Source organism: Novosphingobium sp. (assembly GCF_032093395.1).
GTDB lineage: Bacteria > Pseudomonadota > Alphaproteobacteria > Sphingomonadales > Sphingomonadaceae > Novosphingobium.
On record NZ_DAMDBA010000023.1, the window covers coordinates 23,437 to 41,337 of the forward strand.

At 62.6% G+C, this 17,901-nt stretch carries 25 protein-coding genes and 1 tRNA gene; 18 read left to right on the forward strand and 8 right to left on the reverse strand.

Going from position 1 to position 17,901, the window contains the following annotated elements; all coding sequences use genetic code 11:
* Positions 1–61: 61 nt before the first annotated feature.
* The 9 genes from RT424_RS10285 to RT424_RS10325 are packed head-to-tail and all read left to right on the forward strand — an operon-like array spanning position 62 to position 7,875.
* Complete coding sequence (locus tag RT424_RS10285; RefSeq protein WP_313437296.1) at positions 62–634, forward strand: hypothetical protein; 573 nt, start codon at positions 62–64, stop codon at positions 632–634.
* Positions 634–1,275, forward strand: a complete 642-nt coding sequence (locus RT424_RS10290; protein WP_313437298.1) for a hypothetical protein — start codon at positions 634–636, stop codon at positions 1,273–1,275. Before RT424_RS10285 ends, RT424_RS10290 begins: the two co-directional genes overlap by 1 nt.
* A complete protein-coding gene (locus tag RT424_RS10295) occupies positions 1,272–1,697 on the forward strand; it encodes a DUF6950 family protein (protein WP_313437301.1) in 426 nt (141 codons plus the stop codon). The genes RT424_RS10290 and RT424_RS10295 overlap by 4 nt, the downstream gene beginning before the upstream one ends.
* The gene (locus RT424_RS10300; protein WP_313437304.1) at positions 1,697–5,776 is read left to right on the forward strand and encodes a hypothetical protein; all 4,080 of its coding nucleotides are present in this window, start codon (positions 1,697–1,699) and stop codon (positions 5,774–5,776) included. Before RT424_RS10295 ends, RT424_RS10300 begins: the two co-directional genes overlap by 1 nt.
* Positions 5,776–6,072, forward strand: a complete 297-nt coding sequence (locus tag RT424_RS10305; protein WP_313437307.1) for a hypothetical protein — start codon at positions 5,776–5,778, stop codon at positions 6,070–6,072. The genes RT424_RS10300 and RT424_RS10305 overlap by 1 nt, the downstream gene beginning before the upstream one ends.
* The gene (locus tag RT424_RS10310) at positions 6,072–6,806 is read left to right on the forward strand and encodes a hypothetical protein (RefSeq protein ID WP_313437309.1); all 735 of its coding nucleotides are present in this window, start codon (positions 6,072–6,074) and stop codon (positions 6,804–6,806) included. The genes RT424_RS10305 and RT424_RS10310 overlap by 1 nt, the downstream gene beginning before the upstream one ends.
* A gap of 53 nt (positions 6,807–6,859) precedes the next feature.
* Positions 6,860–7,342, forward strand: coding sequence for a hypothetical protein (locus tag RT424_RS10315; protein WP_313437312.1), 483 nt, complete (start codon positions 6,860–6,862; stop codon positions 7,340–7,342).
* A 3-nt stretch (positions 7,343–7,345) separates the two neighbouring features.
* Complete coding sequence (locus RT424_RS10320) at positions 7,346–7,585, forward strand: hypothetical protein (protein WP_313437315.1); 240 nt, start codon at positions 7,346–7,348, stop codon at positions 7,583–7,585.
* A gap of 2 nt (positions 7,586–7,587) precedes the next feature.
* Positions 7,588–7,875 carry a hypothetical protein gene (locus RT424_RS10325; protein WP_313437318.1) on the forward strand — a complete coding sequence of 96 codons (288 nt, stop codon included), beginning with the start codon at positions 7,588–7,590 and terminating at the stop codon, positions 7,873–7,875.
* Between the two features lie 90 nt (positions 7,876–7,965).
* On the opposite strand, the gene RT424_RS10330 is transcribed toward RT424_RS10325, so the two are convergent.
* Positions 7,966–8,541, reverse strand: a complete 576-nt coding sequence (locus tag RT424_RS10330) for an HNH endonuclease signature motif containing protein (RefSeq protein WP_313437320.1) — start codon at positions 8,539–8,541, stop codon at positions 7,966–7,968.
* 113 nt (positions 8,542–8,654) lie between these two features.
* On the opposite strand from RT424_RS10330, the gene RT424_RS10335 reads away from it, so the two are divergent.
* The 4 genes from RT424_RS10335 to RT424_RS10350 are packed head-to-tail and all read left to right on the forward strand — an operon-like array spanning position 8,655 to position 10,221.
* Complete coding sequence (locus RT424_RS10335) at positions 8,655–9,242, forward strand: hypothetical protein (protein WP_313437323.1); 588 nt, start codon at positions 8,655–8,657, stop codon at positions 9,240–9,242.
* A gap of 16 nt (positions 9,243–9,258) precedes the next feature.
* Positions 9,259–9,624 carry a phage holin family protein gene (locus RT424_RS10340; RefSeq protein ID WP_313437325.1) on the forward strand — a complete coding sequence of 122 codons (366 nt, stop codon included), beginning with the start codon at positions 9,259–9,261 and terminating at the stop codon, positions 9,622–9,624.
* 47 nt (positions 9,625–9,671) lie between these two features.
* Positions 9,672–10,013 (forward strand): hypothetical protein, encoded by a 342-nt coding sequence (locus tag RT424_RS10345; protein ID WP_313437328.1) that lies wholly within the window; start codon positions 9,672–9,674, stop codon positions 10,011–10,013.
* A complete protein-coding gene (locus RT424_RS10350) occupies positions 9,979–10,221 on the forward strand; it encodes a hypothetical protein (protein WP_313437331.1) in 243 nt (80 codons plus the stop codon). Before RT424_RS10345 ends, RT424_RS10350 begins: the two co-directional genes overlap by 35 nt.
* A 1,064-nt stretch (positions 10,222–11,285) precedes the next feature.
* Here the strand turns inward: RT424_RS10350 and RT424_RS10355 are convergent.
* Positions 11,286–11,516 (reverse strand): hypothetical protein, encoded by a 231-nt coding sequence (locus tag RT424_RS10355; protein WP_313437334.1) that lies wholly within the window; start codon positions 11,514–11,516, stop codon positions 11,286–11,288.
* Positions 11,517–11,556: 40 nt separating this feature from the next.
* Here RT424_RS10355 and RT424_RS10360 point away from each other — a divergent pair, with 40 nt between their 5' ends.
* The 4 genes from RT424_RS10360 to RT424_RS10375 all read left to right on the forward strand — a co-directional run bounded on the left by RT424_RS10360 (position 11,557) and on the right by RT424_RS10375 (position 13,201).
* On the forward strand, positions 11,557–11,736 hold the full coding sequence (locus RT424_RS10360; RefSeq protein WP_313437336.1) for a hypothetical protein: 180 nt from the start codon (positions 11,557–11,559) through the stop codon (positions 11,734–11,736).
* Complete coding sequence (locus RT424_RS10365) at positions 11,733–11,951, forward strand: hypothetical protein (protein ID WP_313437339.1); 219 nt, start codon at positions 11,733–11,735, stop codon at positions 11,949–11,951. The genes RT424_RS10360 and RT424_RS10365 overlap by 4 nt, the downstream gene beginning before the upstream one ends.
* Positions 11,952–11,986: 35 nt before the next feature.
* Entirely contained in the window at positions 11,987–12,628 is a 642-nt protein-coding gene (locus tag RT424_RS10370) for an SOS response-associated peptidase family protein (RefSeq protein WP_313437342.1), read from the forward strand.
* Positions 12,629–13,000: 372 nt separating this feature from the next.
* Positions 13,001–13,201, forward strand: coding sequence for a hypothetical protein (locus tag RT424_RS10375; RefSeq protein ID WP_313437345.1), 201 nt, complete (start codon positions 13,001–13,003; stop codon positions 13,199–13,201).
* A 35-nt stretch (positions 13,202–13,236) separates the two neighbouring features.
* Here RT424_RS10375 and RT424_RS10380 read toward each other — a convergent pair whose 3' ends face one another.
* The 5 genes from RT424_RS10380 to RT424_RS10395 are packed head-to-tail and all read right to left on the reverse strand — an operon-like array spanning position 13,237 to position 15,312.
* Positions 13,237–13,650: a hypothetical protein gene (locus tag RT424_RS10380; protein ID WP_313437348.1), complete on the reverse strand. Its 414-nt coding sequence runs from the start codon at positions 13,648–13,650 to the stop codon at positions 13,237–13,239.
* On the reverse strand, positions 13,647–14,108 hold the full coding sequence (locus RT424_RS24525; protein ID WP_409521467.1) for an HNH endonuclease signature motif containing protein: 462 nt from the start codon (positions 14,106–14,108) through the stop codon (positions 13,647–13,649). The genes RT424_RS10380 and RT424_RS24525 overlap by 4 nt, the downstream gene beginning before the upstream one ends.
* Positions 14,098–14,451: a DUF4326 domain-containing protein gene (locus RT424_RS10385; protein ID WP_313437351.1), complete on the reverse strand. Its 354-nt coding sequence runs from the start codon at positions 14,449–14,451 to the stop codon at positions 14,098–14,100. The genes RT424_RS24525 and RT424_RS10385 overlap by 11 nt, the downstream gene beginning before the upstream one ends.
* Positions 14,444–15,004: a hypothetical protein gene (locus RT424_RS10390; RefSeq protein WP_313437354.1), complete on the reverse strand. Its 561-nt coding sequence runs from the start codon at positions 15,002–15,004 to the stop codon at positions 14,444–14,446. The genes RT424_RS10385 and RT424_RS10390 overlap by 8 nt, the downstream gene beginning before the upstream one ends.
* On the reverse strand, positions 15,001–15,312 hold the full coding sequence (locus RT424_RS10395) for an ASCH domain-containing protein (RefSeq protein ID WP_313437356.1): 312 nt from the start codon (positions 15,310–15,312) through the stop codon (positions 15,001–15,003). The genes RT424_RS10390 and RT424_RS10395 overlap by 4 nt, the downstream gene beginning before the upstream one ends.
* Positions 15,313–15,493: 181 nt before the next feature.
* Here RT424_RS10395 and RT424_RS10400 point away from each other — a divergent pair.
* Positions 15,494–15,585 (forward strand) — tRNA-Ser (locus RT424_RS10400).
* A 378-nt stretch (positions 15,586–15,963) separates the two neighbouring features.
* Here the strand turns inward: RT424_RS10400 and RT424_RS10405 are convergent.
* Positions 15,964–17,895: an alpha-L-fucosidase gene (locus tag RT424_RS10405; protein ID WP_313437359.1), complete on the reverse strand. Its 1,932-nt coding sequence runs from the start codon at positions 17,893–17,895 to the stop codon at positions 15,964–15,966.
* Positions 17,896–17,901: the final 6 nt, after the last annotated feature.

Genomic DNA, 17,901 nt, shown 5'->3' on the forward strand with positions numbered 1-17,901 from the left:
GAAAAGCACCCCATCGCGCACCCTTTCAGGCGCAATGCCGATCCCCCTTCCTTCCTGCCCCATGCCGACCGATTACACGGTCCTGCTGCGCGACTTCGGGACGGTGCTGACGCCTTTCCTGGGCGGCCCTGAGCAGCGCATCAACCGTGTCGGAACCCGCTTCGGGCTCAAGCTTGAGATGCCTCCGCTCGACATCGAAGACGGCGGGATGGTCTACCTGTCGCGGCTGCTGCAAGGCCGCCTCTCCACCGTCATCCTGCCTTGGCCGCTGCTTGATTTCGACCCCGGCACGCCCGGCGCACCGCTGGTAAGCGCGAACGTCGCAAGCGGAACATCAATTCCGCTCAAGGGGCTGACAGCTGGCTACCAGGTTCAGGAAGGGCAGTTCTTCAGCATAATCCATTCCGGCCGACGCTACATCTACATGTTCACCGCTGCCGGGGCCGCGAGCGCGGGTGGTACCTTCACCGCTTCGATTTTCCCCATGCTCCGCACACCCCTCTCGACCAACGACATCGTTGAGATTGCCCAGCCCATGATCGAGGGTCTGGTGCTGCCCGGTGACGAACTCTCCTGGCAGATCGGTTTGGACAACGCCCGCGCCTTCGCGTTTTCTGTGATGGAGGCGGCGTAGTGGATTCGGCTCTCAAGACTGCGCTTTCGCAGCCGGTCGTTACCCTCTTCGGCGCCCTACGGATCGAGCTGCCGAACTACACCATCCGCCTGCTCGATGGCTCCGCAAGCCTCGTCATCGACGGCGAAACCTACGTCGGCCGTGACGAGACGTTCGGGGTGATCGCAACGATCTCCGACCTCAACGAAGAGATCGGCGATAGCGCGCCCGAGATCAGCGTGACGCTCATGCCGCCAGACCTTCCAGCGACCGCAGCGCTAGCCAACCCGGCCATGCAGGGAAGCGTCGCCCGGCTGATGGTCGGCGCCGTCGATCCGATCACCGGTATCGTCCTGGGTCAGCCGGAAACCGTGTTCCTCGGGGAAATCGATGTTCCGAAGATCGAGGTCGATCAGTCCGGTGCCCGCACGGTCGAGTTCACGATCGTCAGCGTTTTCGAGCGCTTGTTTGAAGTCGAGGAGGGACAGCGTGCGTCCAACGGGTGGCACCAATCGATCTGGCCCGGTGAACTCGGCCTGGAGTTCATGACCGGCACCGACGTCAACCTCTATTGGGGCGTTAAGCCGCCGAAGAGCGGCAGCACCGCGCGGTCTGGCTCCTTATGGGCAGTGAGCGCCGCGCAGCAGGTGAACGGCGCATGACCCCGCTTGAGCGCCGGCACGCCGCGATCGAGGCGACCATGGCGAAGTTCCGGGACCAGCCCTTCGAATGGGGACGGGTCGATTGTGCACGCGTCGCCGCGTTCCACCTCAAACAACTCGGCTACAAGATCGCGATCAGCAAGGCTGGCCGATACACCACCATGCTCGGCGCGGCGAAGGCCCTCAACCGGCTTGGATATTCCAGCCTAGCCGAGATGGCTGACGGCCTCTGCCTGATCCCGATCACCCCGGCGCGGATGCTGCTTGGCGACGTCGTCGAACTAGTCGGGGACAGCCCAATCGGCACCGTCGGGCTCTACGCCGGGAACGGCAATGTCTTCTGCTTCCATGAGGATCAGCCGACCCTCGTGACCTTCAAGCCGAATCCTGGATCCATCCTGCGCGCCTGGAGCGTCCTGTAATGTCGAAGACCCTGCGCACCGCTGGGATGGTCGTCGCTGCCGTGGCTCTGGTCGCTGCTACCGCCGGCGCCGCCGCTCCCGCTGTCGCCGCCACAGCAACGTCAGCGGCAACCGCAGGCGGCATCGCTGGCGTCTCAGCCGCTACGCTCACTGCAATCGGTGCATACGGCGGATTAGCGGCCGGTGTCCTGTCCGCCGTGTCGGCGGCAACCGCGCCCGGACTTTCCAGCCAAGGCAGCCAAACAAACTTCACTACGAACCCGCAAAGCGGCCTGCCGTACGCGATGGGGCGAACCCGCATGTCGGGCCTGCGCATCTACGCCAACACCAACACCCGCCCAGGCTACACCAAGTTCAACGACCTGCTCTGGTTCGGCGCCCTACTCAGCATCGGCGGTCAGATCGACAGCATCGAAAAGTTCACTGCCGATAACGAGGTGGTGACCTTCGATGCCACCGGTAACGCGAACGGCACCTATCGCGACTACCAGGGACAGAAGATCCATCTGGGCGGCAGTCCGATGGCTTCGGCGCTGGCCCTTTCGCTGGGCGGCGGGACGGCTCCGGGCTGGACCTCGCAGCACAAGCTCTCCGGCATCACCCACGCTATGTGGTGCTTGCGCTACAACAAGCAGGGCGAAATGTACGGCGCCGGCGCGCCTGAGCCCGCGTGGATCGGCAAGTGGGTCAAGGTCTACGACCCCCGTCTCGACAGCACTTATCCCGGTGGCTCGGGCTCCTGCCGCGCCCTCCAGGAATCGACGTATGTCTGGTCGGACAACCCTGGCCTGCACGCCCTCACCTGGGCGCTGGGCCGCTGGCAGAACGGCAAGCGCACCTGCGGCATTGGCGCGCCCGTCGCGAACATCCGCGTTGCCGAGTTCGTCGAATGCGCCAACGTCTGCGATGCCAACGCCTGGAAGGTCGGCGGGGTCGAGTGGACGACGGACAGCAAGTGGGACACGCTGAAGCGCATCCTTCAGGCTGGCGGCGCGGTTCCAACGCAGACCGCCGCCATGATCGGCTGCCTGGTTTCGATGCCCCGAACCGCCGTTGCGACGATTGAGAGCCGGCACCTGCACGACAACCTGTCGATCGCAGCCACCAAGAGCCGTCGCGATCGGTTCAACACGGTCATTCCCCGCTATGTCGATGAGGACAGCGACTGGTCGGTGATCAGCGGCACCGCCGTAACGGTTCCCGACTACGTCACGGCCGACAAGGGCCAGCGCACCAAGGAAATCGATTTCCCGCTGGTCCAGGTTTTCTCCGGCGCGGAAGCCAAGCAGCCGGGCCAGCTCGCGGCCTACGAGATCGTCAACAGCCGCGAGGCCGGGCCTTGGTCGCTGACCGTCGGGCCTGAGTTCATCGGCCTGCAAACCGGTGACGTGGTCAACCTCAACGTCCCAGAGGAAGGCCTGGACAATCAGCCGGTGCTGATCAAGCAGCGCGGGATCAACCCTGCGACGGGCAAGGTCACGTTCACCGTCGAAACCGAGACCTTCGCCAAGCACGCTTTCGCGCTGGGCGAGACGACCACCCCGCCCGCCCCCTGGTCACCAACAGCGCCTGACCTGAAGCCCCCCGCGCCCGTCCAGACCGAATGGACCGTGTCGGGCACCACCTCCGGCGAGGGCTTCCCCGCCCTGCTGGTGGCGGGCGATAGCGAAATGCCGTCCGCTGACGCCATCGTGATCGACTACCGGCTGCACACCGCAGGCGAGACGCCGGACGCTGGCTGGACGAACTCCGCGATCCTATCGGCCGTGGACACCGTGCGGCACGTCATAGCCCCGCTGGAAAGCCAAACCGCCTACGACGTACGGATCAGCTACCGTGTCGGCACTATCGACGGCGACACCACGATCTTCGAACAGGTCGTCACCGGCGTCGGCAAGATCACCACGATCGAGAACCAGCTTCAGGACCAAGACGAAGCGCTTGCCCAGCTGGACGCTGACGTCGCCCAAGCCGAGATCGACATTGCCGCAGCCCAACAGACCATCGCCGCCGTGCAGGCGGACGCCGCCGCCACTCAGGCAGCGCTGACGCAGGCGCAGAACGATATCCAGGCGCAGGGCGACGAGATACTCGCGGCGCAAGACGACATCATCGCCAACGCCAGCGCAATCTCGACCGTCTCGAATACGGTCTCCGCGCAGGGCTCCAGCATCACGACCTTGCAGCAGACGGTCTCGGGACAGGCGGGGTCGATCTCGACCCTGCAACAGACCGTCTCCACCCAAGGCGGCTCGATCACCACCCTGCAGCAGAACGTCACCACCCTTCAGGGCAGCGTATCGACCCTGTCGCAGACGGTCTCGACGCAGGGTTCCACGATCAGCCAGAACTCGACGGCGATCACGACGCTTCAGGGCAACCATGCAAGCCTGAGCTCGACGGTATCGGCGCAGGGTTCGTCGATCACCCAGCTTCAGACCGCCTCGTCGACGCAGGCCGGGCAGATCGCCACGCTGACCACGACGGTGAATGCTGGCGGCAACCCCAACCTGCTTCCGAATGGCGGGTTTGAAAATGGGTCTACCGGGTGGGCGCTGCCGACGGGCGCCTCGATTTCGACGAGTAGCGGCTACGGCCCTAACCTGTTGATGGACATGTCCACGGGCGCGCTCGTGAAAATCGCGCAGTACGACATAACCACCGACATACCACTCAGCGGGACGCCGATCACCGTTTCGTGCGATGCCAGATCCGGTGCCGCAGACGCAAACGTGCGGGTGGATATCTACTGCCTCGATAGCGGGGGTGCGACGCTCGCGTTTGCCGCCACAAATAGCAAATCTGGCAACTTCGACTTCGACAACACCAATACGCAGCGCGCCCAGTTCGCCAACACCGTCACTGTCCCGGCGAACACGGCACTCATCCGCGTGCGATGCCGTGGCGAAGTTGCGGCGCTGGTGGCGGGCAAAACGATCCGATTCCGCTTGGTGAAGATGGAGCGGGGCAGTCAGTGGACGCCGTTCACCGCGAACGCTTCCATCGTGCAGTCTTTCACCGCGATCTCCACACTGACGACCCAATATGCGTCCCTGAGCACCACAGTTTCAACTCAGGGCAGCAGCATCACCACAATGCAGACCGCGATCACCTCACTTCAGGGCGACACCGCGACCCTGAAAACGCAGGTGAATGCGGGCGGCGGCAATCTGCTCACCAATACGGATATCGCTGCTAGCACTGCGGGATGGACTTTTCGCACCAGCAACATGACGGCGAACGGTGATCGCAACCTAGCAGGCACCAACTTCCAGCTCTTGGGTGAGAACAATCTCGGAATCCAGCAGCCCAACAACGGCTCAACGGGTTATGCCAACTGGTCGCAGCGCCTCGCGATCACGCCGGGTAAATGGTACGATCCGTCGGTTCTGGCCTGCGCGCAAGCGTGCCAGGTGATAATCTATATCCAATGGCTCGATGGAAATTTGGGGGCGCTGGGCGCCCCAACGTCCGGAGCAATCACGCCCGCAACCGGCGGCACGGCAACAATCAACTGGAGCGTGCTAAGCCTCGCGGCGCCGGTGCAAGCGCCTCCTACCGCCGTGTTTGCAGACTTCATTATGCGCAAGCTGCCGACGCTCAGCGGAAGTCCGACCTCTTTCGCCTGGTTCACTCGCCCGCAGCTTGCCGAAACCCGGCAGGGCGCCGCAACCCCACTTGCATATTCGCCGGGTAGCGGCCGGGCGAGCATTGAGGTGCAAGCAACGGCGCTCTCCACCCTGACCACCCAATACGCCTCCCTCTCGACCACCGTCAGCACCCAGGGCGTGACCATCACGAGCCAGCAGACGGCGATCACGACGATCAGCAACAACCTGACCACGGTGATGGGCCAGTGGGGGGTAGAGCTTGACGTGAACGGGTATGTCAGCGGCATCAAGACGAACAACAACGGCAGCCGTGCCGACATGACCTTGCGCATGGACCGGGTCCGCATGATCACGCCGTCCGGGTTGGGCGGCTCATGGCAGGTCGCCTTTGATGCTCAAGGCCGTGTCACAAACACGATCTCCGACAGCGCCGCCGGCGTGACGATCGAACTTGGATACCTCGCCTGATGGCTGGCGAATGGGGCATGCGCATTAAGCGCAACGGTGCCGAGGAGATGAACCCCTTCACCAACATGGGTCGGATTATCGGCCAGGTGAGCACCAATGGCGTCAACGGGTCGGTCACGGATGCAGGGTTCGCTACCGGCGTGGTTGAATGGGCCTTGACCACGCTGGAGCCGCCATCCGTTCTGGGTAGCACCGGATATGCGCCAGAGGTCAGCATTTCCGGAACGACCTTGTCGTGGAATTACAAGTTCGGCTCCTCCACGTTCAACACCATCATCACGTATTGGGTCCGGTAATGGCGCGCTGGGGAACAAGGATAAAGAACCGGGCCACCGGGTCGGTCCAGATCGATGACCTCTATGCCAATATGGCGCTGATCTCGAAACAGACCCAGAGCGTGCCGGTGAGCGCCAGCGCGACAAGCCCGTCCTATACGCAATGGGTCTATTCCGGCGCTGAACTGCCGGTGCTGGCGTTCGCTTGCACCGCTCCGACGTTCGTTCATTACGTCACCCGCGACAATACCGCGAACACATGGACTTTCCGGATCGGCAGCTATGTCACCGGGTCAGCCGTCAACCTCACCGTCTACCAATTCGGTTCGCCACCGGTGCTTGGGCCGGGCTGGGGCATGCGGATCAAGCCTGGAGGAGTGGTGAAGTACGACAGCCGCCATCGCTACGCCCGCGTCGCCACCACCCTGCGTGGCGAACTGGATTGGACTGCGGCATCTGGACCATCTGCCACCATGGCGGCCGGATCAACCTACGCCGTCGTTATGGGGAACGTCACGCAACGGAACACCCGGACGATCCAACAGCAGGGCGGCACTCAGCCAGGCTATATCGATGGCCTCGCATCGTTTCGGTATGGTGTCGCGATCTCTGGAAACGCACTGACGTCGCGAAGCGTACAGACCTATTTCAGCACCGCCTTCTTCCCGGTGCCGCCAAGCCCTCCTGCGCCGTCACCTTACGACTACCGCAACAACCAATACTCGTGGGCCGTGCTGGACGTCACCAACTACTGACGGCGGTAATCTGACCGCCCTTCCCCAGGCATGCTCGGGCGGAAGGAGTTTTCATGCTGCACCTGAAGACTGCCGCCGGTGAGCGGCTTGAGATCCCGGCCGGATGCATCATCGCCGTGATGCGCCCATGCGACGGCATCAACCCCAGCGCGATCATGTACGACATGGGCGCTGGCCCGGCGATCGATCAGCTTTCTGATCAGTACGGCTTCGTGAAGAAGACCGTCCTCGACGCCAGCGGCATGGTGAACCCGATCGAGGTCAAGATCATCGAGGCGGTGCTCGTCGGCGAAGGCGAGGACGCCGCCACGGTTCTTCGGCAGGGCCGCATGATCTTCGCTCGGTCGCGCATCGAGGGCCGCCGCGAAGTGCTCGACGATCCCAACGGCATCCGCGCCGGGCTGTTCGTGAACCTGACCGGCCAGACTATGCGAATCAACGTCGCGGACACGCTGGACGAACTGGACGGCGTGGAAGCGGATGACGCGCCGGTCGCCGCGCCCATTCCCATGCCACTGCCGTCCGAAGGAGCCTGACCCATGGGCCTCCCTCAAATTTCGACCGATGTCACCGCGACTTCGTGTGCGCTCGCCACCACCTCCTGCGACTTGCAGGTCATCAAGAGCTTGGCGACCACTGCCGAGGGCGAAGGCGAGCTTGATCCCTCCCTCGCCGACCGTATCGCACAGCTTGAGTGCACCGTCTCCACTCTCGCGGGCCAGCTTTCCTCCATCAACAAGCGGGTGATCGGCCTGCTCTATCCGCCCGAAGGAGCCTGACCATGGCTGATCCCACCGTTTCCGAAATCGACGCCCAGATTGCCGAGCTTCAGCGCCAACGCGACATCAAGTCGCTCGAAGGCTCGCAGGCCGTGGCCGCCGCCCTCAAGGCTGGCAAGGTTGCGACGCTCGCTGAAGACCTGGAAGCGCTCATCGCCGACCTCTCCCCTGCGAGCATGGCCTACCAGCAGGCTCGCAACGTGATCAGTGTCATCACCAACACCCGGAACCTGATCGACGGAGACGTGGCCCGCATTCAGTCGATCGTCGACGCGCAGACGGAAGCCTGATTGCCATGGACGATCCGCGCAAGGCCGCCTTCGATGCCGTCCGCGCCATCTCCCGGCCTGGCCTGTTCAACGATCCCGGCAACGTCCTTGCTATTGGAGCGAATAGCTTGGGCGGCGCCCGTGGTTGACATGGTAGCCATAACGGGCCTCGGCTTCGCGGCGCGCTTTCACGGCGTCTTCGATTCGGTCAAAATAGCCCAGAACAACTCGCCTGCTGGACTCGTCCTGGATGTAAGCTTGCCATTTGCGCATGACCTTACTGAAGCTCACACCCGTTGTGCCGCTGGTGTTGTGCTTTCCGCGACCGAGATTTCGGCCGTTCTCAAGGTGAGTTATCTCCCTGAGATTGGACCATCTATTGTCCCCGGGTACCCCATTGATGTGATCGACCTCAACGGGATCGATGCCGGTCATCATCTTCCAAATTACCCGGTGGGCGAGATAACCAACGTCACCAATGCGACCCTGCAAATGCCCATTTGGCATTACGAACGTGAAGGCTTTCGTGCCAGGGTAGCGTTTGTTCCACACCTTGAATGCCCATTCAGCACGAGCGCTCCTGAACATCTCGCGGGGCCGCGGCCGCCAAGTCAGCGTGCCGGTGCCAGGATTGTAGTCGAGAAGCTTGCAAAGCTCCTCTTTGCTGGGCATCTCGCGGGGAGCCATATCGCTTCTCCAAGTAGCGTTTTGGTTAGGGCCGGGCGCTGGTGCAAACAGCGTTTCCGGCCCGTTTTTCCTAGCAGAATCACGGTTTGTTCGCAAGCGCATGGACCCTTGGGATGGCCGACCCTCGCGATCCGATATTCGCCGCAGCGCGTACAGCAAAAGGCGCTGGCTTCACCCAAATGCAGGTGGATGACATCCACGCCGTGCTCGACCGGGCCGGAGTGCCCAGAGAGGTACCCATGACCGACATTCCCGACGATTACTGGCCTATGCTCTCCAAGATCGAGAGCGGCAATCGCCCGTACATCAAGGCGAAGACCTCCACTGCGTCCGGCCTCTACCAGTTCATCAAGTCGACCTGGATCGGCGAGGGCGGCAAGTGGGGCGCGGATGCGAGCAAGGCGTTCGGTGGCCTCACCCCGCCGGAAAGCGAGCAGACCGCCCGCGCCAAGACCTTCACCGAGAAGAACGTCGCGATCCTGAAGGCGAAGGGCATCCCGATCAACAAGGCCTCCCTCTACGCGGCCCATTTCTTCGGCGCGGGCATGGCTGCCAAGGTGATCGGCTCCGACGTCGACGCGCGGGCGGACCTGATTGCCGGCACCGCAGCGACGAATGCGAACCCCTCGATCCTCAAGGGCAAAACCGTCGGCCAGTTCCTGACCTGGCTGCACGGCAAGACCGGCGAATGGGCTCGCTGAGCCACCACGGGGGCACATGGAACACTTTTCACTATCCGACTGGCTCACGGCAGCGGCCTACACCCTGCTTGCGGCGGTCGGCGGCCTGTTAGGGCACGCCATGCGCGAGCACGACAAGGGCAATAAGCTAAACTGGCTGCGGGCCATGACCGAGGCCGTGTCGTCCGGCTTTGTGGGCTTCCTCGTTATGCTGCTTTGCCTGGCGATGGGCCTAGATCCTTTGTGGACCGGCCCGATCGTCGGTCTGTTCGGATGGCTGGGGGCCAACGTCACGATCCGGATGCTCGAACGCATCGTCTACGAAAAGCTGGGGGTCAAACTGCGCGCCAACACCGACAAGAGGGTGGCGGCCGCGAAAGCTCACGAGGAGGACAGGCCGTGAAATGGCTCATCAGCTTTCTGACCCCTTGGAAGTCCGAACTGTTCGCCATGGTCGGCGTGCTGGCCGTTTGCGGCATAGGAGCGACGATCGCGGGCTATCTGCATATCCAGCGACAGAATGATCAGATCGGCACGCTCGACAAGCGGAACGCCGAGCTGGTCACCGCGAACAAGGGTTGGGCCAGTCGGATCGCCGAGCAGGATCGATTACGCGCGCTGGAACAGAAGAACGCGCTCCTGCTTCAGGACAAGCTCGCCCTCATCGAAAAGCAAGGCGTTGCTTCGGCCGCCCAGATCCAGCAACTGGAGAAAAGCAATGCGGAAGTTCGCGAACTCATGGCTCGCCGCCTGCCTGATGACCTGCGCCGCGTGCTCGAACAGCAGAAGTGATATCGCGTCGGCGCCGCCCCCGGCCTATCACGGCATTCCTGCCGGGCTGATGGAGCGCTGCACCGTGCAGGACGTGCCGCAGGAGACGGTCGCTTCGATCATCGAGAGCCGAGGCATCTACATCAAGGCGTTCAACAAGTGCGCGGCCAAGATCGATGCGATCCGGGATCACGATGCGCAGGCTCGCGCCTCAACGCACCAGGATTAACGAATTGCAATTCGCAACTGTGTCACAGTCAGCGCACAAGGTGACCGGGCGTAATCAGGTACACCCTCCCCCTGATGCGACTCACGCGCGCTCCGGCGCGCTGCGACCCAAAACTAGCCCCGGCCCGCGATCTCAAGCGCGAACCGAGGCTTCCTTGCAAGAACGCCGGCTGTCATGGTTTATCGACCGGTGCCCCCCCGGTTGATACGAGGCCGTGCCTTCTCGGGGGCGGCTTTTTTGTTTCAAAGTGCCACAACGCCAACCAAGATCACGCAGCAACCGCAAGCGGCCATTGCTCTGCGGATGCGTGAATTGAACGTTTGGTCGGCGAGTATGCCTGTAGCCGCTAAGGAAATTCCCAAAACGACGGCTGCTAGAAGAATGCCGAAATGATTAATCCACATCACGATTCTCCTCGCCGACTTTCTTTAGAGCGATCGGATTACCACGCGCTGCTAGTCGCCCAATTCACATATTTATATCACCCGGGAACCTTTATCGACCTTTGGAGTTGTAACGCCGGCTAATGCGAGGGTAACTCCTTGGCAGACAAGCCGATCTATCTGCGCAAGCGCGCACGACGACCCAATCCTGAATGCCCGGGGCGGTGTATGCCCCGGGCTCTTTTCGGGGTTTAGCGATGACGCTGTAACGAGGGATGAGGCTGTGGCGCCGGAGAGTTAGCTGCGGGCCGGGCTTGATACCGGCTGGCGAGCGCCCCCCACACGCCCGCCCCTCTGTTCACTGAAGGGGCGCGTCCCTCCGCGCTGCCGCAGTTGGATCGAGCAATACCAGCACGACCATTCAGAAACGAGTGGTTAAAAATCACCACATCTTTGTGACCCGCTGTTGAAGGACATCACACGAGAAACGCCGCAGCGCGGGGTGGCGCTGCGGCGTGGGAGAGGTAGCTGCTGACACGTCCATCCGTTCAGCCTCAGAAATGTATCACTCGCCGGGCTGGGAACAACCGCCCTTGCGACATGTTAATCCCTGCTTCGGCGGTACACCTCCCCCGGCCCGCCCAAGTCAGAGGTCGCCCCCTTTTCGGGGGGCGGCCTCTTTCAGTAGCAGATGCTCTCGAACTCAGCGTCGCGGAGCCGAGAGATCTCAATGAACTCCCCCGCCTGCTTAATTTTATCCTGGAGCCGTTGAAGAACCGCCGGGAATATGTCCGCGAGCTGTACGTAATCGTCGATTGTCGCTCCTTCGCGGTCGGCCTGCGCGTGCCGGTGTTCGGCCAGCCTTACAAGGTCTTCATCCGAGAGGGGAAGCGTCAATTGGTCGATTGCCATGGGAAGGCCCTTTCACGAATCAGCGTTCCCGTCCTATAGCATGTTCACTATTCGTTCTCATATGGAGTTTGTCGTGGAGCGCACTGTGAACCTGCCGATCGAGATAGCCGAGCGGCTGATCGAAACGGCTGCCCGCGCCAAGGGCGTCAATGACACGCCTACCCTCATGATGTTCGCGGAGGTGCGAAAGCGCATCGAGGACGAGAGGCGAAGGTCATGACCTGCCGTATCTGCACCGCGAACGACGAGGAAGCGCTGGTCGAGCAGATGGCGGAGGCCATGTGGTCCACGCAAGAGAGCGCGGACACCCACACAGACTGGAGCCCGTGGGAGGACGCTGGGCCCTATTGGCAGCGGATCATGCGCGAATTTGCAGCCGCGTCCCTCAAGGTACTGCGGCGCGACTATGCCAATTCGCCACAACTCAAGGCTTAGTTGACGTTTCTTGTGAAGCGGCGCAGCATCGGTTGATGTGCAATCTGTACAGGATGACCAAGCCTTCCGATGCCGTAGCGCACCTGTTTCGCGCTAAAAGCGTGGGGGCGCCGAACTTCGCCGCCGAGGTCTATCCGAAGTACACCGGGATCGTCGTCGCTGAGGGCGAGGTGCGCACCATGACGTGGGGTTTCCCCCGCCACGCTGTGAGCAAGAAGACCGGCAAGCCCCTGAAGCCCACTGCCACGAACAATGCGCGAGACGACAAGTTGCGGGGCAACCCGATGTGGCGGGACAGCTTCCGGGATCGACGCTGCCTGATCCCGGTTACGGCTTGGGCTGAGGCCGAGGGCGCCGCCGGGCAGATGACGCGCACCTGGTACTCCCTGCCCGATCAGGAGCTGTTTGCCGTAGCCGGGATCTGGCGGCCGACCGATGAATGGGGGAACACCTACTCGATGGTGATGGTGGATGGTTGCGAGCAGATGGCCGACGTCCATGATCGCATGCCGACGATCCTCGCGGAGGCGGACTGGGCGACGTGGACCGACGGATCGCCGGACGAAGCATTTGCGCTCTGCCAGACTTGGGCCGGGCCGTTGATTGTTGATCGGACGCTGGAGCGTTGGTTCATGCGCCAAGGAGAGCAGCCACCGGCGACGCCATCGCTCTTGTGAGTGGTGACGATCATTCTGGGCACCTCCGCGCAGAATGGGCTACGGGCAGATTGAAGGAACTGCGCAAAGGCCCTTGACCTCGAGATCCAGAATGCAAATATTTTGCGCGGCGGAATCACCGCCAATGTGAGGAGAGTTGGAAGAAAGGAGGCAACGCATGTCCCTCTCCAAATTTCATCATCCATTCGAGTTCATGGAACGCCCCCAGCTTGAGCCGGAAGTCAAACGCGCAATCTTGGCGTCGTGGGCTTCCGACGCCCGTGCAGTCGAAGATCGTCCTGATCTGAGGCGACCGCCTGGCGCGTCCGAACCAGTCCGTCTCGTCGACATAATGTCTGCCATGCGCAGCCTTGATGCCCGGGAGGCCTGACCATGCAGGAAAGGCTGTTCACACTTCTGCGCCAAGAGCGCAAGCGCTTGGAACAGGCGATAGCGAAAGCAGAAGCCGAAAAGGCGCATCCATCCGACGTGAAGCGTCTGAAGGTGCTACATCGGATCGTGAATGAGCAGATCCACAGTTGGATGCGAGACCTTTACGGCGACGATCCGCAACAACTGATGCGAGCCGCATAAGCCTGGGATGAGCCGGAGCCTGTGCCTCCGGCTCATCATTCCTCTGCCGTGTGTGGGGTGGCTTGGCCGGCGCGGGCGCGGAGACACGCGACAACGATCGCAAGCGCAGCCGACGATCCGCCGGCAGCAGGCAACCCGCCCGGCTTGCCACGGTTGAACAGCTTGGCGGCCCACCGTCCTTCGCTGTCGAACTCCATGAGCGTCCCGAGGCGGTATTGGGCGGGGATCAGCGTCATCGCCGCGTCCAGGGAGGAGGTGAATAGCGGAAGCGGGACGCCGTGCCCGTTCTCATCGTAATAGCAACGCCCCAACAGGCGCCCTTCGTCGACTACGCGAATGCTGACAAGCGGACATAGCGCGCGGTCAATGTCGCGATCCGGCCCTTCTGCCGCCTCGCACCGCGCCGCCAGCGCAAGAAGCCTCTCTGATCGCTCGGGGTTAGGGGTCATAAGTGGGCTTCCTTGTTCGCGAGTTCCAGGAGCACGTCGGAATTGCGTGCCAAGTACGTCGCTTTGTGATCGGCGTTACAGGCTCGACAGACGCGGCGGCCATTAGGATTTCGATAGAGGTTGCTGCCGAACAGGGGATGGCCACGTTTGCAATGCGTCTTGGCGCGATGCCGCTGGCGTGTCACATCGGGGCAATCACCGCGAATTGTGTTTTCTCTATCGGATACAGCCTCTAAATGGCTGGGGTTCACGCAGCGCCTGTTGCGGCAAAGGTGGTCCAGAACTAGGCCGGATGGTATTTCACCTCGTACCAAACGGTAATAAACTCGATGAGCCCAATCGGTTTTGGTGCCATTCCAAACCCTGCCATATCCGTTAGCCGTGACAGACCCGGTAAAAATCCAGCATCCCGAAGACGTTTCGCGATCAATCTTCGTTTCGTAGCGTTCAGGAAGCATTGGCTAGCTCCAACAAAATATCTGCGTGGCAGGGCGCGCCCGGTCTGCACCAACAGGCGAGGTTCTTTCCTCGAAGTGGTTCGATCCACCTCCCTTGCGTCAGGGCCATCCAAGTGTTGGCATAGTAGCGAAAGCACTCTACGGCCTGCTCTACGGTTTCACAGGTGTCAGGCAGCGCAGCGCTGAAATGCCTGGGGTTGCAGCCCACGGTGAAGATGTTGCCGAACGTTTGGTGCGTCCGATCCACCTTCACGGTGTTCTCCGGCATCCGCCATCCCTTCGTTCGGCGCAGCTGGACGCGGCGTGGCCGCTCGACAAGATCGCTCTGGGTGGTCTCAGGCATGGTCATCGCGAATAGCTCCCGTGATGGCAAGTAGATTGCCCATCGAACTGAGCGGGTGAGGAACCGCGTCGAAGCCGTCCGGCCAGTCCTGGCGCGACCATGAGCATCCGCCCTCGTCATCGACCTCCGGCCATTCCGCAACGTATTCGTCGTCGCATTCCTCGCACTGGCAGTTCTCTATGCGCTCTTCGCGGGGGTGGAACAGGCTGTTGCCGCAATAACCACATCGGCCGCGCCCGAAAGCATCCTCCAGCGCATACATGATATCATCGGTAAGTTCGGCAAAGTCGGGCCCTTCCGAATCATCTCGATCCAATCCACAGCCCCAAGTGCTGCATCCCCGAATGATCCAGTATGCGGGCCGCTGATTGATCGTCGCGATACTGAACAAGGCTCGGCCATCACCGCATATCACCGGTAGAAGGCGCGGGGTGAAGGCGATGGAGTGCTCCGGAACCCAAAGGTAGGAGGACTGCTCGACTTCGACGGCGGCGCGCAGGCGTTCGTGGATGTCGTCGGCAGGCGACATTTCCAGATAGGGGTTCTCGCTCATACCGCCGCCTCCGAAACATCGAGCGCGAAGACGGCGACCGGATCGGTCCCGAAGTGCTCATGCTGGATGGTGCGCAGGTCGTAGCCGCGCCACACCCTCGTCAGGCGGGTCACGCCTTCCACACCGCCGCCCTTCGGATAGCCGCGCGTCATAACGACGTGGCGATAGGTCCGGCCTTCGAGGCGCTTGGTCCAATGCTCGTTCTGCAAGCGGAACTCGTGCGACTTCAAGCCCGCCGCGATCTGGTCGAAGTAGATGCCTTTGACCGGGATGATGAGGTCGCGCGGCCTAGCGCTCTGGTCAGGCATGGAGCCCTCCATTTCTCGTGGTGATTCGGGTGTTTGCTGTGGAAAAGTTTGGCGCGAACGCCCCGTGAACAGATTGTGCCGCGCTCTGTGCGCCCGAGTTCTGCGGGTTACGCGCTTTTCGCGCGTACTGCGTTGACAAGAAATCCCGGAAACCGTAGGTGCACGGGCCTAGGCCGCATGCGGAGACGTGGGTGAGTGGCTGAAACCAGCGGTTTGCTAAACCGTCGTACTCTTAAGGGGGTACCGAGGGTTCGAATCCCTCCGTCTCCGCCACGGGCCAGCAGTTTTCTGCGGCTCGTAGGTCCAAGTTTCAGCCCGGGCCCACGATAGGGACCATGATGGGCGCTTCACCAGAAGCGGTTTTCATGGACTATCGTGGACCTCGGGTTAGAAATTTTCCCAGAAATTTAGATGCTCATGGCGCTGGTGCAGGCATTTACGCGGATGCGCTGGGTCTTCCGAGCACAGTTGTCTGGAAGGCAGAGTTTTCCAGCGCAGGGCATTCAGGATGCCGGCGAGTCTCCCATCGCCGGCAAACGGAACTTGGTTGAGGCCCGCCCAGGTGGAATGCCGGCCGACCGAACCACTGCGGAGCCGACAGTCTGTCCGGGCGAAAGAGCCCACGCTCGAGCGAGCCCTCCACAATTCCATTCAACGTGCGATGAACCCGCCGATACCCGCCACGGCGAGGTTGCCTGCGGTGAGCGCCGTTTCCGCGAACGCCAGGCGCAGGTATCGTGCTTCCACCACATTCGCGAAAGCGATCCGCTGGGTGGCCAGAGCGTAGGCGATGTTACCGAACTCGCCCGTGGCCGCTCGTGTCCAGGTCTTGCCGTCCGTGCTGATCTCGGCGGCGTAGCCCTTGGGCGGCGCGGCATCGGCCATGACTTGCCGCGACGGCGTCAGCGTGAACCCCGCCAGAGACGTGCGGCTCCCGAGGTCCACCGTCACGCTTGCAGGCATCCCCGGCTTGGGCGCGGGTTGCTTCCAGATGGTCGCCGCGTCGTTGTCGAGCAGACGCTCAGCGCCCGGCGCGCTGGCCGCAACGATGGTCCATTTCGTGGTGTCGAGCACGGTCGGATCGGTCGAGACGATCGCCGGTACGTCCACCGGCGCGACACTGGCGAACAGCGCGAATTCCGAGATTGCCGGTGCCGTGCTGCCTTCGAGCACCACTAGCCGCACCCGGCGCGGCGCGATCGGCTGCGGCAGGCGGACGATGCGCTGGGCGCCGATGCACTCCTTTTCGGCAAGGCGCTGCCACTGTCCGTCGATTTCGGCTTCGACCGCGAAACGGGTGACGCGAATGCCGAGCGGCAGATATTCCCGCAGGCGAACCACATCGAAGCGTGTGCCCGGCGCAAGGTCCAGGGTCAGCGTCGGGGTGAGCACCGCGTCCGGCGTGGACCAGTACGTCTCGCGCTGGCCGTCCAGCACATTGGCCGGTGCGAAGCGCCCCCCGCGCGAGGCGCTGGCATGGGCGACGCTGCCCTGCGCGAGATCCTTCGCGAATGTCGCGCGGATCGCATCGCCGAACGACTTCAGAATCTTCACGTCCTGATCGGCGATCCGGCCCCGGCGGTCGGGCGGCAGGTTGAGGTTGAGGTTGGTGCCGCGTCCCACGGATTCGTCGTAGAGGCGGATCAGGCGCGCCGGGCTTTTGACCTTGGAGTCCTCGTCCGCATGGTAGAACCAGCCGGGCCGGATCGACACGTCGGTTTCCGCAGGCCACCAGATCTCGCCGCCGCGCAGGCCCGAATTGCCCACGGCCTGTTCGTAGGGCACGTTCGGCATCGTCGGCCAGCAGGGATCGCCCGCCACGCCGTCCTCGTTGCCGACCCAGCGGACGTCGGCGCCAAGCGGATCGAAGGTGCAGGCTTCAGGCTGGAGTTCGTGGACCAGCTTTACGATCGAGGGCCAGTTGTAATACTTCGGCGCGTCGATCTTGCGCGCCTCGCGCGCGCCGCCATAGTAGCCGTCACCGCCGTTGGCACCGTCGAACCAGACTTCGAACAGCTTGCCATAACGGGTGCAGAGTTCGGTAAGCTGCTTGCGGTAATAGTCGATATAGGCCGGGCGACCGTACTCCGCGTGATTGCGGTCCCAGGGCGAGAGGTAGAGGCCGAACAGCATGTCCGCCTTGCGGCAGGCTTCCGACATTTCCGCAACGATATCGCCCTTGCCCTGCTTGTAGGGGCTGTTGCGGATCGAGTGCTCGGTGAGCCGGGTCTGCCAGAGGCAGAAGCCGTCATGATGCTTGGCGGTCAGGATGACGCCGCGCATTCCCGCGACTTTGGCAGCCGCGACGATCTGATCGGCGTCGAAATCGGTGGGGTTGAACCACTTCGGATCCTCGTCGCCGTAGCCCCATTCCTTGTCGGTGAAGGTGTTCATGGCGAAATGCACGAAGGCGTACATTTCGTGCGCGTGCCAGTTCCACTGCCGGGCCGAGGGAACGGCGCCCGACGGCTGCGGCGCGGCGGCTTCACCGGCGGCGCGGCGCGCGGCCTGCGCGGCATCGGCGGTCATCGCAGTCGCCGCGACGGCGGAAGTGGTGAGGAAACGGCGGCGGGAAAAATCCATCGTCAG